14 protein-coding genes and 1 pseudogene are annotated in these 13965 nt (G+C 65.2%); 3 read left to right on the forward strand and 12 right to left on the reverse strand.

The annotated features are described in order from the left end of the window. The first annotated feature begins 107 nt into the window (after positions 1 to 107). Positions 108 to 770, forward strand: a complete 663-nt coding sequence (locus tag BR78_RS0102400; protein WP_029934614.1) for an ATP-binding protein — start codon at positions 108 to 110, stop codon at positions 768 to 770. Positions 771 to 958: 188 nt separating this feature from the next. Beyond that, positions 959 to 1306, forward strand: coding sequence for a hypothetical protein (locus BR78_RS0102405; protein ID WP_029934616.1), 348 nt, complete (start codon positions 959 to 961; stop codon positions 1304 to 1306). A gap of 72 nt (positions 1307 to 1378) precedes the next feature. Here BR78_RS0102405 and BR78_RS0102410 read toward each other — a convergent pair whose 3' ends face one another. The 10 genes and pseudogenes from BR78_RS0102410 to BR78_RS0102455 form a co-directional block, all read right to left on the reverse strand. Continuing rightward, entirely contained in the window at positions 1379 to 2044 is a 666-nt protein-coding gene (locus BR78_RS0102410) for an NAD(P)H-dependent oxidoreductase (protein ID WP_029934617.1), read from the reverse strand. An 11-nt stretch (positions 2045 to 2055) separates the two neighbouring features. Next, the gene (locus tag BR78_RS21900) at positions 2056 to 2199 is read right to left on the reverse strand and encodes a hypothetical protein (RefSeq protein WP_197021253.1); all 144 of its coding nucleotides are present in this window, start codon (positions 2197 to 2199) and stop codon (positions 2056 to 2058) included. 98 nt (positions 2200 to 2297) lie between these two features. Further along, positions 2298 to 2582, reverse strand: a complete 285-nt coding sequence (locus tag BR78_RS0102420; RefSeq protein ID WP_029934619.1) for a hypothetical protein — start codon at positions 2580 to 2582, stop codon at positions 2298 to 2300. A 53-nt stretch (positions 2583 to 2635) separates the two neighbouring features. After that, the gene (gene fixJ, locus BR78_RS0102425) at positions 2636 to 3259 is read right to left on the reverse strand and encodes a response regulator FixJ (protein WP_029934622.1); all 624 of its coding nucleotides are present in this window, start codon (positions 3257 to 3259) and stop codon (positions 2636 to 2638) included. Beyond that, a complete protein-coding gene (locus BR78_RS0102430) occupies positions 3256 to 5121 on the reverse strand; it encodes a PAS domain S-box protein (protein ID WP_029934624.1) in 1866 nt (621 codons plus the stop codon). The genes fixJ and BR78_RS0102430 overlap by 4 nt, the downstream gene beginning before the upstream one ends. Before the next feature lie 183 nt (positions 5122 to 5304). Then, positions 5305 to 5682, reverse strand: coding sequence for a response regulator (locus tag BR78_RS0102435; RefSeq protein WP_029934626.1), 378 nt, complete (start codon positions 5680 to 5682; stop codon positions 5305 to 5307). 134 nt (positions 5683 to 5816) lie between these two features. Then, positions 5817 to 5956 (reverse strand): annotated as a pseudogene (locus BR78_RS22085) (zinc-dependent alcohol dehydrogenase); the annotation flags it as partial. Positions 5957 to 6617: 661 nt separating this feature from the next. Continuing rightward, on the reverse strand, positions 6618 to 7253 hold the full coding sequence (locus BR78_RS20305) for a universal stress protein (protein ID WP_231478089.1): 636 nt from the start codon (positions 7251 to 7253) through the stop codon (positions 6618 to 6620). A 493-nt stretch (positions 7254 to 7746) separates the two neighbouring features. Beyond that, positions 7747 to 8091 carry a hypothetical protein gene (locus tag BR78_RS0102450; protein ID WP_029934636.1) on the reverse strand — a complete coding sequence of 115 codons (345 nt, stop codon included), beginning with the start codon at positions 8089 to 8091 and terminating at the stop codon, positions 7747 to 7749. Continuing rightward, positions 8092 to 9117: an SDR family oxidoreductase gene (locus BR78_RS0102455; RefSeq protein WP_029934642.1), complete on the reverse strand. Its 1026-nt coding sequence runs from the start codon at positions 9115 to 9117 to the stop codon at positions 8092 to 8094. It abuts the gene before it with no gap. 101 nt (positions 9118 to 9218) lie between these two features. Between BR78_RS0102455 and BR78_RS20310 the strand changes: the two genes are divergently transcribed. Further along, positions 9219 to 9869 (forward strand): TetR/AcrR family transcriptional regulator, encoded by a 651-nt coding sequence (locus BR78_RS20310; RefSeq protein ID WP_081855577.1) that lies wholly within the window; start codon positions 9219 to 9221, stop codon positions 9867 to 9869. 146 nt (positions 9870 to 10015) lie between these two features. Here the strand turns inward: BR78_RS20310 and BR78_RS0102465 are convergent, their stop codons facing one another. Then, the gene (locus BR78_RS0102465) at positions 10016 to 10648 is read right to left on the reverse strand and encodes a response regulator (protein WP_029934649.1); all 633 of its coding nucleotides are present in this window, start codon (positions 10646 to 10648) and stop codon (positions 10016 to 10018) included. After that, a complete protein-coding gene (locus BR78_RS0102470; RefSeq protein WP_156022189.1) occupies positions 10645 to 13734 on the reverse strand; it encodes a sensor histidine kinase in 3090 nt (1029 codons plus the stop codon). Before BR78_RS0102470 ends, BR78_RS0102465 begins: the two co-directional genes overlap by 4 nt. Between the last annotated feature and the right edge of the window lie 231 nt (positions 13735 to 13965).

Here is a 13965-nt window from a genome sequence, read left to right on the forward strand (position 1 = left end):
TTTTAGGCGCGATCCGCAATATCCACGACGAGCGCGCTACGGGATGTTGCGGATTCGAATCGTCGCTGGTCCGTCAGAGGTTCGGGCGAACTTCGAGGGGAGCCGAGATGCCCAGCTTGCTTGCAACCGCCCATAACACTGACCTTCGCCACCGCGCGCACGACCTGCGCAACCTGTTTGGCGCAATCGCCTCCGCGCGGCACTTGCTCGATAGCGCGCCCGAGGAACCGCGACGCAGCCAGATACTCGCGGCACTCGGCGACGCTGCGGAGCGCGGCGATGCGCTTACGACCAGCCTGCTGGCGGCGGACAGCGGCGCGCGTCCCGAAAGGCTCGATCTCGCGGCGCGTCTCCGGCGGCTGGAACCGCTGCTGCGCACGATCGCTGACGGCGACACCCGGCTCACCCTGGATCTCGGTGAGCGCTTTGCGGCGATTCGCGTCGTGCCGGAGCAATTCGATCACATCGTCATCGAACTGGTGGCCAATGCCTGCCATGCATTCACCCGCCCCGGCGCGATTCGCATCCGGTTGCGCGCGGCCCGAGGTCGGGTGCGGCTGATCGTCGCGGACACCGGCGCGGGCATGTCGCGCAGCGACTGCCACGCGCTGCTGACGCGCCCGGCGACCGATGGCGCGAACGGCACCGGATTCCAGCAGGTCTGCGGCTTTGTCGAATCGTTGCATGGGCGGTTGCACCTGCGCAGCACACCGGAACGGGGCACTGTCATCGTTCTCGACCTGCCCAGCCTGCTCCGATTGCACAGGTAGTCGCTGCCGCTAGCGCATTCACTGCAATCGGCATAACGTCATATCGATTGATCCATCGCCTTGGTGGGTAGAATAACAGTGCGCGGGGACGAACGCAGCTGGACGATGCCCCGTCTCGGGGACGGGCCATTGAGGCTGTCCGGTTGCCCATGCGCGAGGAGCGCCCTCCTCGCGACAGCTCCCCCTCTATGACGATCGAAGCGCAAGTTGAGGAAGCGTTGCATCGCGCGCGCGGCGCCCGAGGCGAAGGCGAAGCGGCAGCAGCACTGGAATTCTACATGCTGGCATCAGATCTGGCCCGCACCGTATGCGACGAGGCCTCTCTCGCGCATGCGCTCCGCCACGTCTCCGACCTTGCCCGCGAGTTCAGGCTCGAGCGCCTGCCGCTCGAAGCGGCGACGGAAGCAGTGTCGATCTACGAGACCATCGGCACCTCGCCGCTGGACCGCACCAACGCCCGGCGAGTCCAGGCGCTCGCGCTGGCGCAAGCGGACGGGTCTGCCGGCTCGATCTGGGAAGAGGAGCGCAGACTCTAGACCGAAGCAGGCGTCGCCGCCGGCATCGCAGAGTACGACGCGCAGCTGGCGGCGCGGTAGCGGCGGCCGATTTCAGTCGTGAAGCGCCCGGTGCCTCTCGAAACGCGCATGGCGGCGTTCATGGAGCAGTTCGGCACAGAGGCCATGGACGACCTCGTCAACCCGCGCAAGGCACTCGTCGACATAGCGCTCCCTGGCTCCCTCGACGACGGCGTCGAAATGGACGTGCTCGACACTGCTGAAGCCGAAGATCGTCTCGAGATAGACGTCGAACGCCTGGCGCAGGGCGAGCCATTGCCCCTGCTCCTCGAGCCAGGGCTTTGTCGAGGCCGATGACGTGAACAGGATCAGCCGCTTGCCATGGAGCAGGTCCGACGGCGTTCCCTCCATAAGGTTGCGCGCCGCGAATCCGCTGCCCAGCACCCGGTCGACATAGCCCTTGATGATCGCCGGCGGCATGCCGAACCAGATCGGGTAAACGAGCGCAACCACCGCGCAGTCGCGGAGCTGTTCAAGCTCGATGCGCGCGTCGTCGCCCGGGATACCCTTTCCCGCTGCGGACCGTTCCGCTGCCTTGAGCCGCGGATCGAAGTCGAGCGCGTAGAGATCGCGCATAACCGGCTGCTGTCCGCAGGCCCGCACTGCTTCGCCATAGGCGGCCGCCACCGAATGACTGAAACCCTCCGGACCGGGGTGCCCCAGCACGATCAGATGCCGGATCGGAGTCTCACTGCTCATCGCTCCGTTCCTCAAGCCGGGGTGTGGCTGGCCAGCATCAGCGCCAACTCGATCAGCACGACCGAGGCGAGACCGAGGCCACCAATCGCGATGCGCGGCTGGCGCGCGCCGAACCCGGCAATCCTGCCTGGAACCATGCGTAGGTCCTGGGTCATCGAACCCTCCATAAATTGCTGGGTCGAGCCTATCGGCTGTGCGCCGGACCGACATACGGTTCTATACTTATCGCTACCGCGGCCCGCTTGCTGCCCATTCAGCCCATCAGGCTCTGGCACATGTCGAATGCATATCCGGCAAGGAGAGCGATCACCGTGCGAGCGCAGGCGATGAGCGACAGGCCGGTGGCGCCCCACCATGCCGGGCACCCCGCCGAACAACCGAGCATGGCGAAGGTAGGGATGCCCGCTACGCGCTGGCCGGCGGGTTCCTCCCGCAGCTCCCAGCCCCGCTCGAAGCCGATGAGCAGTCCGATTGCACCGGCTAGCGCCAGCCCAGGCAGATACTCCGGGAAACGGATGCCAGCGACCAATGCGTCCACGCTATCGATCCGCCTGTGCGGATCTCCTGCCGAACATCACGGCTCGGTCGAATTCATGGCCGTCCCTCGCCCATACCGGCCGCGAACGCGATGCGCAGCGCCTCGGACAGGCTGCGAGCCCTGAGCTTGGTCATGATGTTGGCACGATGCACTTCGACCGTACGCGGACTGATGCCGAGGTCATAGGCGATCGTCTTGTTGGGATAGCCTTCGGCAAGACCCTCGAGCACCTGGCGCTCGCGATCGCTGAGCGCGCCGAGCACGACCTCGGCCTCGGCGGCCCGCACCATCACGTCCTTCTCGGAATTGAGCTGTTCGAAGCCTCGCTGGATGGCCTCGTGCAGCGCGTCGGTATCGAACGGCTTTTCGAGGAAGTCGATCGCCCCGGACTTCATCGCCTTCACCGCGATGCCGACATCGCCGTGCCCAGTGAGCACGATCACTGGCATCGTCACCCCGCGTTCGTTGAGCTGCTGCTGCACCTCGAGGCCGTCCATCTCGGGCATGCGGATGTCGAGCAGGATGCAGCCCGTCTCCGCGTGCCGGACCTCCTTCAGGAAGCTCACGCCCGATTCCCAAGTCCGGACGGCATAGCCGGACGTCTTCAGGAAGAAACTTGCGCCCCGGCGGACGCTGTCCTCGTCGTCGATGATATGAATCAGCGGCTTGTCGCTCATTCCAGCGCCTCCGAGTCAGCCCGGACCAGTGTGAAATGAAAGCTGGTGCCCCCGTCCGGTCCGGGCTCCATCCAGATCCGCCCGCCATTCGCCTCGACGATGGTGCGGCAGATCGAGAGCCCAAGCCCCATGCCGGCTGGCTTGGTGCTGTTGAAGGCTCGAAAAAGGTTCTCGGCAACGTCCGGCGCTACGCCCGGACCTGTGTCGGTGACAGTCATCCGCACGAAACCAGGCTCGTCGGCCGCACTGGTAACTGTCAGCACGCGCTTCGGCGAGTCAGCCATCGCTTCGATGGCGTTGCGCATCAGGTTGATCAGCACCTGTTGCGTCTGGACCTTGTCGACAAGCACCGACCGGGCGTGCGTGTCGAGCGCGAATCGGGTTTCGATGCCGCGCTCGCGTGCGCCGATCAGCGCGAGATTGGCGGCTTCCTCGACGAGCGACGACAGGTCCTCCACGGACTTCCCGACCTCGCCCCGCGACACGAACTCGCGCAGCCGCCGGACAATGCCCCCGGCGCGCAGCGCCTCGTCAAACGCCTCGTCCAGTCCTTCCTCGATCATCGCCTGATCGTCGGGATTTCCTTCCCGAATGAGATTGCGGACCCCGCGCACGAAGGTGACCACCGCGGTGATCGGCTGGTTGAGCTCGTGCGCAAGCGTGGACGCCATCGTGCCCATCGCGCTGATGCGCGCGGCATGGACCAGTCCGGAGCGCAGCTCCTCGATCCGCTCTTCGGCGGCGACGCGCTCGGTCAGGTCGCGGATGAAGCCGGTGAACACGCGCGCGCCATCGGTGATCGCCTCTCCGACCGCGAGCTCCATGGGGAAGGTACTTCCGTCGCGCCGCAATCCGATGACGCTCCGGCCGCGTCCGATGATCCGCCGCTCGCCGGTGGCGAGGTAGCGGTTGATATAGCCGTCATGCTGTTCACGGTCCGGAGAGGGCATGAGCATGCTGACATTCTTGCCGACGACCTCTTCCTCGCCATAGCCGAACAACCGCTCGGCCGCCGACGAGAAGGACAGCATCTCGCCAAGCTCGTTGATAACGACCATCGCATCGGGAACGGTGGCGAGGATCGAACGGAACTGGTTTGCGCCCTCGCTCAGCTTGCGCTCGGCGGCACGCTGCTCGGTGATGTCGCGGATCACCTTGCCGAATCCGCGCAGCACCCCGTCCTGGCCGTAGAGCGCGGTCATCGTCACATGGGCGAGGAACTCGGAACCATTTTCCCGCAGTCGCCAGTCTTCCTCCTCCAGCCGTCCTTCGGCGCGCGTGCGCGCAAGATCGTCCGCGGGCTTGCCCGCATCGAGCGAGGGCTCCGGGTAGAAAATCGAAAAATGTTTGCCGATCACCTCGGCTTCGGTCCAGCCCTTGAGCCGCTCGGCGCCCTTGTTCCAGAGCGTCACGAATCCGTCCGGATCTAGCATGTAGATCGCATAGCCGGCGGTACCATCGATCAGCAGGTTGAGTTCGTCGGCGAGCTGGTCGGCCCGTGCCGCGCGAAGCACCGCCTGCGTAGCGTCTGCACTAGCGCGGCGCCGAAGATGCGTCACATAGCCCGCTGCCCAGATGATGATTCCCGAAGCCAACGCGAAGGCGAGCAATTCGGGCACGACGCTATCCGTCCAATAGAGGATGAACACGCCGAGCATGGCCAAGCCCGCTGCAAGCACCGCAGGCATGGCGCCGCCGAAGATGGCCGCGACAAGCACCGCCACGGTGAAGAACAGATATGGCGCACGCGCTCCCAGCCACGGATCGAGGCCGAGCCGCATCAGCGCGGCGACGGCGATCGCAGCGATGGCGACGCCAAAGCCGCGCCATCGCCGTCGTACCCTGTCCTGACCCATCGTCATGGCCGCTCCAGCGCGACCGACCGCCGGCGCAGGCGAGTCTGCGCCGGCGAGTCGTATACCCGGTTTCCGTTGCGGATATTGCCACGCTTCGTCCAGTGTCGAAACCACGGGATGTTTCAGCTCCGTCATGACGTCGAAAGCGGGTTCGCCGGAGATTTGCTCGCTCCCAATTGCTTCTGCCCGCTATCTGCGCAACGCACGAAGGAGGTCATCGTCGCGGAAGGGCTTGTCGAGCACCGTGGCGAATCCGGCGACCGAGGCTGTTTCCCGCAAGGTCGGCGATGAAAAGGCAGTGATCAGCACCGCGACACCATTCCAGCCCTGCGCCCGGAGCGCGCCGAGCAGCGCGACACCATCCATGTCGGCCAGCAGATAATCGATGACGAGATACTGCGCCCCGACCTTCGCCGCATCGGCGAGGGCCGTGCGGCTCGAGGCGAAGGCGCGCACGTCGAAGCCCTGGCCCTGCAGCAGCAATTGCAGGCCGCGGCGAACGGCACTGTCGTCCTCGACCAGCAGGAGCGATGGCCGCGCGCCATTGGCATATCGTGAGTCAGTCATTTCGAAGGTTGTTCTTTCAAGGCGGGGGTCGCGAGATTCAAAAAGCTGAGTACGATCCGGCCGTCGACATCGTCCGCCTCGAGCCGCCGGAATACGCCGTTGATCGCCTCGGCAAGGTCGGCGCACGTGCCCGCGCCCTGCGCGGCGTGGAGATCGGTGTGGCAAACGCCCTCGCATGCACCTGGACGAGGATCTGCCCCGGTCCTGGCCGCGGGATCCGCCGCTCCTCGATCTCGAGGGGCTGGCCGAACCGCCGGACCACCGCGGCACGCATCTTCTCCATCTTCTTCTCCCGCCGCGTCGCACGTCGCGCGCTTCGGAACCGGGCTACGGGTCCAGGTCGGGTGCAGCGATTGGGAGTCTTACGTATCGCCGCCGCGGGCGCAGCTTCAGCCTCGCCGGCAAGCGCAACATCCTCCTCATCGACGGCTATTCCGACGCGGACCGCGGCCGTTTCGTCCACGCCTTGGCGGATGCCTATGCGACGGGCGCCGGCACCCGCGGCCACTCGGTACGAAAGCTTGAGCTGGCGACGATCGAGGTTCCTATGCTGCGCTCGGGCGCCGAGTGGATGGAGGAGCCGCCCCGCAAGGCCATTCGTCATCCCGCGCGACATTTCCGGCACCAGCCAAGGCTATGCGCATCTCGTCTATTGCGGCTTTCGCGAGCCGATGACCGCGGTCGATCTGCTCGGCTACACCTATATGAGCTTCGCATTTGCTGCTGCTGGCACTGGGGACGCTGGGCTGTTGCGTTGATCGCTCATCACCAACGCTTTGCTGGCGGTGCCCATCTTTCTTTAGCTCTTCTGGTCTGCACTGATCTGGGTGGCGGCGCCCTGGCTCCTCACTTTACCGGTCGTGATGCCGCTGCTCGCCGTCTCGTTCCGGCGCTAAGGCAAGGCGGGGGCTCCCGGCCTCGGCCTCGCTTCGAACTCAATGCGCAAGGAACAGTGGAACCGGACATTCCTTGAGCACGCGCCTGCTGACGCCACCGAAGCAGGCCTCGACGAAGCGGCTATGGCCGAACCCGCCCATCACCAGCCAGGTCGCGCCGGTCGCGCCGATCGTGTCGAGGATGACTGTGCTCGGCAGGTCGATCAGGCTGTTCTCGCGCCGGATCATCGGCTTGATGTCATGGCGCGACAGATATCCCGCGGCATGCTCGGCGGGCAGTCTGATCGAGCCGTCATCCACCTCGAGGATGGCGACGCTGCGCGCCTTGGCGAGAAGCGGCGTCGCCGCCTGGAGCGCGGCCACGGCTTCGGGCGATCCGTCCCAGGCAATCAGCGCCGGGCCGAAAACGTCGAAGCCGCGCCCCGCTTCGGGCACTGCCACGATCGGCTTGCCCGTCCGCAGCACCGCATCGCCGACCAGGTCGCGCATATCGGGATAGGCGATGGTGTCGAGTTCGCGGTTGAGGACGATGACGTCGGCAAGGCCGACCGAATCGCACACGGTGGGGCTCAGAAAGCCGGTCTCGTCGGCCCAGTCATAGGAGACGCCCTCGGTCTTGAGACGCGCCTCCATCTGCGCGCGATTGCCCTGCTCGCGCACCTGCTCGTCGGCCATCAGCAAGGCTTCGCCCCCGGCATCGCATAGTCGCAGACAAAGGCGGGGGCGACGGACACGTCGATGCAGCCGAGATGTCCATCGAGCGCCCGGGTAAGGTCCAGTGCCGCCTGGAAGCGCGCATCCTGCTGGGTTGCGGACGACGGCGCCAACTTGCGTAGCGGCCCAGCTGCTTCCGGCCCGTCAGCTGACAGTCCGCTCCCGAGTGGAACTTGCTGGACAGCCGCCGTCTGCCGCTGTCCCGCCAAGCCGTGCTTTTGGTTCAACTTCCCGGCATCCGGAATTGAGACGCACGATCCTGAGGAGCACGTTGAGATCCGGGCCAAATCCAGGATCAGGTGGGCCGAGGACGAGCTTCCTTGGCGGCCCACTAGCGCAGGCGCCGGTCGAAGTCATGTCCGCGAGTCCCCACATCCTCCCTATTTCGCAACCTGTGTTCGAGCTAACGCTCGATTCAGCCACGATCCGGCCCCGAACAGAGCGGGCGATAGAGTCAGAACTCGAGCGCCACAGCCGACTGTCCATTAGCCACGCTGTCCGCGCCGATCGCCACTGCGCCGGTACCGGTCGCGCTGTTGTCCGCCCCGAGCGCGACCGCGCCGCGGCCGGTCGCCACATTGGGATCGCCGATCGCCACGGCGCCCGCACCCGATGCGCGATTGCCATAGCCGATCGCGACCGCCGCATCATTCTCCGCCACCGCGCCGCTGCCCAGCGCCACGGCATTGTCGCCGCTCGCCCTGGCACCGCTCCCTAGCGCCATCGCATTAGCACCGGTCGCGGCTGGTTTGGCGCCGCTACCATTGACCGCCACGTACTCGGTCGCCAAACCCGTCATTCAGCCCTTGACCAGGCCTAACCGGATCAGGCTCTCGGCGGCCGCGACGATTGCCTCTTCGCGCGAACGCGGCTTCCAGCCCAGCAGGTGCTTCGCCTTTTCACTCGTCGTATTCAGGTTCACGCCCAGGAGGGGGACGATGCCGCGCATGACCGGATCGCGCAGGGCACCGAGCCTGACCAGCCAGTTCGGCACGACGCGCGTGGTGACCCGCGTGGCCGCGTCGCCCAAGTGTTCGCGCAGCACCCTCGCGACGTCGATCATCCACATGCTGTCGCCGGCAATGGCCAGGAAGCGCTCGCCTTTCGCAGCCGGATCGAGCATCGCGCGGAGATGCAGGTCCGCCACGTCGCGAACGTCGACGAAGCCCGAGTTGATCCTGGGTAGGGCAGGCTGCCCTTCGAGCAGATTCTTGATGAGCCGGATCGAGTGCGAATATTCGCTGCCGAGCACCGGCCCCATGACGGCGGTCGGGTTCACTGCGGAAAGCTCGAGATCACCGCCTTCGCGGCCCATGAAGTCCCAGGCAGCGCGTTCGGACAGGGTCTTCGATTTCTGATAAGGCCAGACCTTGCCCGTCAGATCGCTCCAATCGGTCTCGTCGAAGGGCCGGTTTCGCGGCTTGTGGCCGGCAACGATCGCGCCGGACGCGGAGGTGAGCACGACGCGTCGGACCCCCGCATCGCGCGCGGCGCGCAGCACCCGGAGGTTGCCGTCGACTGCGGGCTCGATCCAGTCCTTCTCGGTCACCTGATCGCCCGAGGGAGTCGGCGAGGCGCCATGTATGACATAGACGCATCCCGCGGCGGCTTCCGTCCAGCCTGCATCCGTACTCAGGTCCGTCCGTACGAACGAGAGACGATCGCCGGGCTCGGCCCCACCGATCTTCAGATGCCGGCGTACTTCCCCCTCGCGCGCCAGCGAACGGACGCTGGTCCTGACGCAGTAGCCAGCATCGAGGAGCGCCAGGATGCAATATTGCGCGATAAAGCCGGTGCCACCCGTCACGAGCACAGTGCCGTTCATATTTTCTCCAGTCGACCACTTCCGCGGTCGGCGCTGGCGCCCGACGCGGATTGCATCTACAATCGTATACCGATCTTTATGAATGAGTCTACAGGTGTATCGTGAAAACTGACCCTCGCGCCGGCGGCCGTGCTGCGAAAGCCGATGCGACCCGCGCTGCGATCCTCGCCTCGGCGCGCAAGGCCTTTGCCGAGCACGGCTATGATGGCGCCGGCTTACGGGGCATCGCCCAGGCTGCTGGTGTCACCGCAATGATGATCGGGCGCTATTTTGGATCGAAGGAAGGCCTCTTCGGTGAGGTGGTGACCGACAGCATGCGCGACCCGATCATCCTGTCGGAGGGCAATCTCGGCCGGGCCGACCTGCCACGGGCCTTTGCCGAGGCGCTCGTCGGCGTCACTACGCAGGGGCAGACGCCGCTCGACGGTTTCCTCATCCTGTTCCGCTCGACAACCAGCGAAACCGCCGCCCGGATCGCCCGGGAACGCATCGCCCAGGTGCATCACGCGACCGCCATCGCGGCGATCGCGGGCGACCATGCTTCGGAACGGGCGGCCTTGTTTCTCGCGGTCGTCGCCGGCGTGCAGATGATGCGCCAGATGCTCGAGCTCGAGCCATTGGCCAAGGCCGAGCCTGGGCTGCTCGTCGAGCTGCTGACGCCGGTCATCGCGAGCCTGATCCAGCCACGGACGCTAGTGGCCGAGGACCAGGCCCCAATCTGGAACCGCGGTTCGCCCACAGCCTCACTTTGAAGCGGTCTGATCGGGAAAGTCCTTAAATGCCGGTCGTGACAATCGCGCAGCGTCCAGATGAACGAACGGCGGCTTTCGGGCCGCTTGCGGACTGGCAGATTTCGGCCGCCGAAGCGCGAAAGCGGACATAGCTGCGGTAACCCCACTCAAAGAGCGATGATTCCTCGCCGCAGGGCTACGGTCACCGCCTGGGTGCGGTCATTGACGTCGAGTTTGGAGTAGATGGCTCGTAAATGCGCCTTCACCGTATCTTCAGACAAGGACAGCCTGCGAGCGATGACCTTGTTGGCGTTCCCTTCGGCGACCATGCCGAGGATCTCGACCTCGCGCGTGGTGAGCGGATCCTCGGCGGCATGAATTGCGATCTCTTGTGCCACTTCCGCCAGAACGTAACGGCGGCCTGCATGCACAACGCGAATCGCTTCGAGGAGTTCTTTACGAAGCGACGTCTTGAGCAAATATCCCGAGGCACCGGCCTTCAGCGCGCGCAATGCCTGAACGTCCCCCTCATAGGTGGTCAGGACGACAATGCGCGCGCCGGCAAATTCCTCGCGAACCGCCTTGATAACTTCCAGGCCGCCCAGCGCCGGCATTTGCAGGTCGAGCAGCATGATGTCAGGCCGGAGATTGCGAAAAGCGGCTATTGCCTCCTCGCCATTTGCGGCCTCGCCAGCAATCGTGATGTCGGCCTCGTTACTGACGATGGCGGCAACGCCGTCGCGCAGCGCCGCGTGATCGTCGGCGACGAGAACGCGTATAGGCGCGATGTTGAGAGTCATGATGCAGTCCCGGTCTGCCGCCAAAAGCGAAAGCGTGAGGCGTGATCCTTGAAGGCGCGCGCGGCCGGAATGAAGAGCGAGACTTCCACGCCCGCGCCGCCCCGGGTTCGCACGGCAAGGCGGCCACCAATACGTTCTGCGCGCTCACGCATCCCGACGAGGCCGTAATGCCCCTCGCGGGAACCGCTGTTTACAAGCGCCGGCTCAATGCCCTTGCCATCGTCCTGGACAATCACGGTCAGACCGCTGCGTTGATAGCTCACCAGCGCCTCGACCAGTGCGGCGCCAGAATGCCGGGCTGCGTTACGAAGCGCCTCGGTTGCAACGGAAAGGGCCTCTTCGCACGCGTCGGCGCGCAGATCCCGTGCCCAACCTTCGACCATCACTTGAAATCGCGGGCCACCCTCAGGGATGCTATAAGCCGCCGCGTCCGCGATTGCCTGGGGCAGATCCACCGCTCTCATCGGCGCGCGCAGCTCGCGCACCCGCTCACGTCCTTCAACGAGTGTTGCGTCCGCGCGTTCGAGCGCGTCATCGAGCTTGGCACGCGCTTCCCCGCCGGCAGGCAGCACATTCGCTACCGATTGGAACCGGAGCATCAAACCCTGAAAACCTTGCAGCAAAGTGTCGTGCAGCTCACGTGCGATCCGCTCGCGCTCGGCAATTCGGGCGTCAAAACGCCCCTGGATTCGCGCCGTCTCCTGCCGCAGACGCAGCGCGTAAGCGCCCCATGCAAGCAATGCCAGAACCAAGGCCAGTAGAAGCTTGAACCACACCGATTGCAGGAAGGTCGGCGCGATCGTGAAGCTCAGCGTTGCCCCTTTGTCGTTCCAAACGCCCGCATCGTTCGCGGCGATAACCTGGAAGCGATACGTCCCGGGCCCCAGACGGGTGTAAAAGGCCTGGCGGCGCGTCCCCGGATCGATCCAGCCATCGTCGACACCGTCGAGCCTGTAACGGAAGCGAACGCGCCGCGGTTCAACGAACGACAGCGCGGCATAATTGATTTCCAAACTGTTTGTGCCCTCGGGCAGCTTGAGGTCTCTTGGCGCATCATAATCATGCCCGTTGGCCCGCAGCCCCTGGATCGCCACTGGCGGCGGCACCCGATTTCGGAACAGGTTCCCTGGATCGATCCAGACGACGGCAGCCCCCGTCAGGAACACGATGCGTCCGTCGGGACGCGGAAACACGGTATTTACGGATCCGGATTGCTGCGTTGGAGTGGCAGCCGCCGGCAAGCCGTCGAGCTCGTCAAAAAGTTCGAACATCGGCGCCGGCGCGCGTGGATCGCGCATGGCTCTCGCCACCTCTTCGCGATCGAACCTGAGGATTCCGGATGCAGCGAGCACCCACAGATCGCGGCCAGCCGCCGCCACGCCGAATACGCGTGCCAACTCGGGAACGCGATCTGTTCCAAGCCGGTGGAAACGCGTGCCATCGAAGGCCGCCAGGCCTTGCTCGCCACCGACATATTCGACGTCTGGACCGGGAGAGACCACCCGTATCGGGCCGATGCCGACATCGGCCTCGGGAAACTGCTTCAAGCCCCGTGAATCCTGCCGCATCAGTGCGTAGGGATCTCCACGTGCCATCCAGGTGGCGCCGTCGCGCCCAGGATCGGCAAATTGGATGTAACCGGCGGTCTGAGCGGAAGGCATGGTGGAGTCGCGGCGCCACCGCCCCCCGTTCAATATCCACGCTCCGTTTCCGCGCTGCCATACCCATAGGCCGTCTTCCGGCCGCGAGACCACGGATACCATCGTCGTAGTCTCACCGCCCGGCGGCCGAGCGACGTCGACGAAGCGGTTGCCTTGTTGGCGGAACAGCCCCCATAGCGACGCCATCCAGACCGAACCGTCGTCGGTCTGGGCGAACCGGTTCACGCTCCAGATGTTGTCGATGACGCGCTCGACCGACCCATCGGGCAACATCCTGAAAAGAGGACCGCGTGCACTGCCGAAGGGATCGGAATTGTCGATGGCCGTGCTCGCGTGAATGTACAGCAGGTTCCCAATTGGACCGGCGCTGTACCCGAACCGGTTTGCCCCCACGGGGATGGTTCGTTCGATCACGACATTGGCGGAGCGAAACATGTCGAGCCCGGCTTTGGTCGTTACCCAGATACTGCCCTCGCGGTCCTCGAAGATCCGCCCTGCCATGTTATGCGTGAGACCGTCGGCCGCCGTGTACGCGTCCAGGTCCATGACGCTTGCACCGTCCCTGAGCGCCGACCTGGCGCGCAAGAGGCCGTTGGTCCCGTTGATGTTCCAGACCGATCCGTCGCGGTCGATGAAGATGGAGCCGGCGATGCGCGCAGAGACGGTGGCGCCATATTCGCGTGGCGGGAGCTTCTCATCCGGCACGTTGGCGATCTCCGGTAGCCGATACATCCGCCCGGGGCGATCAAGGTCGGCCGTCCAAACCCGACCCGCGCGATCCTGCGCCAGGCTCATGCCGCTGCCCGCATAGCCCGGGGCGCGGGCGCAGGATCCACCGCGAGGCCGACAATAGAAGACGCTGTCGAAGTTCTTTATCCAAACCACGTCGTCGCGAGCGATCGCTGCGCTGTACACTTGGGTGTCCGGGAGAAGCTGGCGCCATTTGCCGCCCGTCCGGCGCCAAAGGCGGCGCCCCACGACGGCCCAGGCTTCCCCCCCGTCGCGGGAGATCAGGATATTGGACGTGCCCTCGCCGGATGGCCCGCCCTGCTTCGAGGTGAAATGGACGATTTGCGACCCGCGGATGCGCGAAAGTCCGCCCCAGGAGTACCCGACCCAAAGATCGCCGGCGCGCGTCGCTTTGACAACGGAGACACCGCCCTTCGCCAGTCGCTTCGGCGAAAAGCGGTCGAAACGTTGCCCGTCGAACCTGTAGAGCCCGTCGTCGGTACCGATCCAGATGTGCCCGTCCGGGGTCTGCGCGATAGACCTGACGTCGGTCGGAGCCCCGTCATCCCGCGTGTAGGTGCGATGATACATCTGCAGGATGGAGCGCGTCGGATCGAGCGCATGGGCCGTCGGTGCAAGCAATACACCCGCCACCGCAAGCAGCCCTATCAGCGCGATTCTCAACCACAGCGACACGCCTACCCCCCAAAGCCGGACGTATTCTGCACCGGGCGCCTTCACGCACGCCCATTCAGGCGAGTTTTTTCTAACACCTTTGGAAATGACTGCTAGCAGCGGTTGGCCGCATCAAGCGAAATGCCTCCATTCTATCCTGCCGGGATCGTCGGCGCCGGACTCTTGCTGCTCAGATTCTCCGTCGCTGGGTCGGCTATCCTAAGCGTGCTGCTTGCCCCCGCCGCGCCTTCC

The organism is Sphingomonas sp. UNC305MFCol5.2 (genome assembly GCF_000712135.1).
Taxonomy (GTDB): domain Bacteria; phylum Pseudomonadota; class Alphaproteobacteria; order Sphingomonadales; family Sphingomonadaceae; genus Sphingomonas.

Excerpts from the sequence above, each read along its gene's own strand:
- BR78_RS0102400 (WP_029934614.1), top strand. The coding sequence starts at position 108 with ATGCCCAGCTTGCTTGCAACCGCCCATAACACTGACCTTCGCCACCGC.
- BR78_RS0102405 (WP_029934616.1), top strand. The coding sequence starts at position 959 with ATGACGATCGAAGCGCAAGTTGAGGAAGCGTTGCATCGCGCGCGCGGC.
- BR78_RS0102410 (WP_029934617.1), bottom strand. The coding sequence starts at position 2,044 with ATGAGCAGTGAGACTCCGATCCGGCATCTGATCGTGCTGGGGCACCCC.
- BR78_RS21900 (WP_197021253.1), bottom strand. The coding sequence starts at position 2,199 with ATGACCCAGGACCTACGCATGGTTCCAGGCAGGATTGCCGGGTTCGGC.
- fixJ (WP_029934622.1), bottom strand. The coding sequence starts at position 3,259 with ATGAGCGACAAGCCGCTGATTCATATCATCGACGACGAGGACAGCGTC.
- BR78_RS0102430 (WP_029934624.1), bottom strand. The coding sequence starts at position 5,121 with ATGACGATGGGTCAGGACAGGGTACGACGGCGATGGCGCGGCTTTGGC.
- BR78_RS0102435 (WP_029934626.1), bottom strand. The coding sequence starts at position 5,682 with ATGACTGACTCACGATATGCCAATGGCGCGCGGCCATCGCTCCTGCTG.
- BR78_RS20305 (WP_231478089.1), bottom strand. The coding sequence starts at position 7,253 with ATGGCCGACGAGCAGGTGCGCGAGCAGGGCAATCGCGCGCAGATGGAG.
- BR78_RS0102450 (WP_029934636.1), bottom strand. The coding sequence starts at position 8,091 with ATGACGGGTTTGGCGACCGAGTACGTGGCGGTCAATGGTAGCGGCGCC.
- BR78_RS0102455 (WP_029934642.1), bottom strand. The coding sequence starts at position 9,117 with ATGAACGGCACTGTGCTCGTGACGGGTGGCACCGGCTTTATCGCGCAA.
- BR78_RS0102465 (WP_029934649.1), bottom strand. The coding sequence starts at position 10,648 with ATGACTCTCAACATCGCGCCTATACGCGTTCTCGTCGCCGACGATCAC.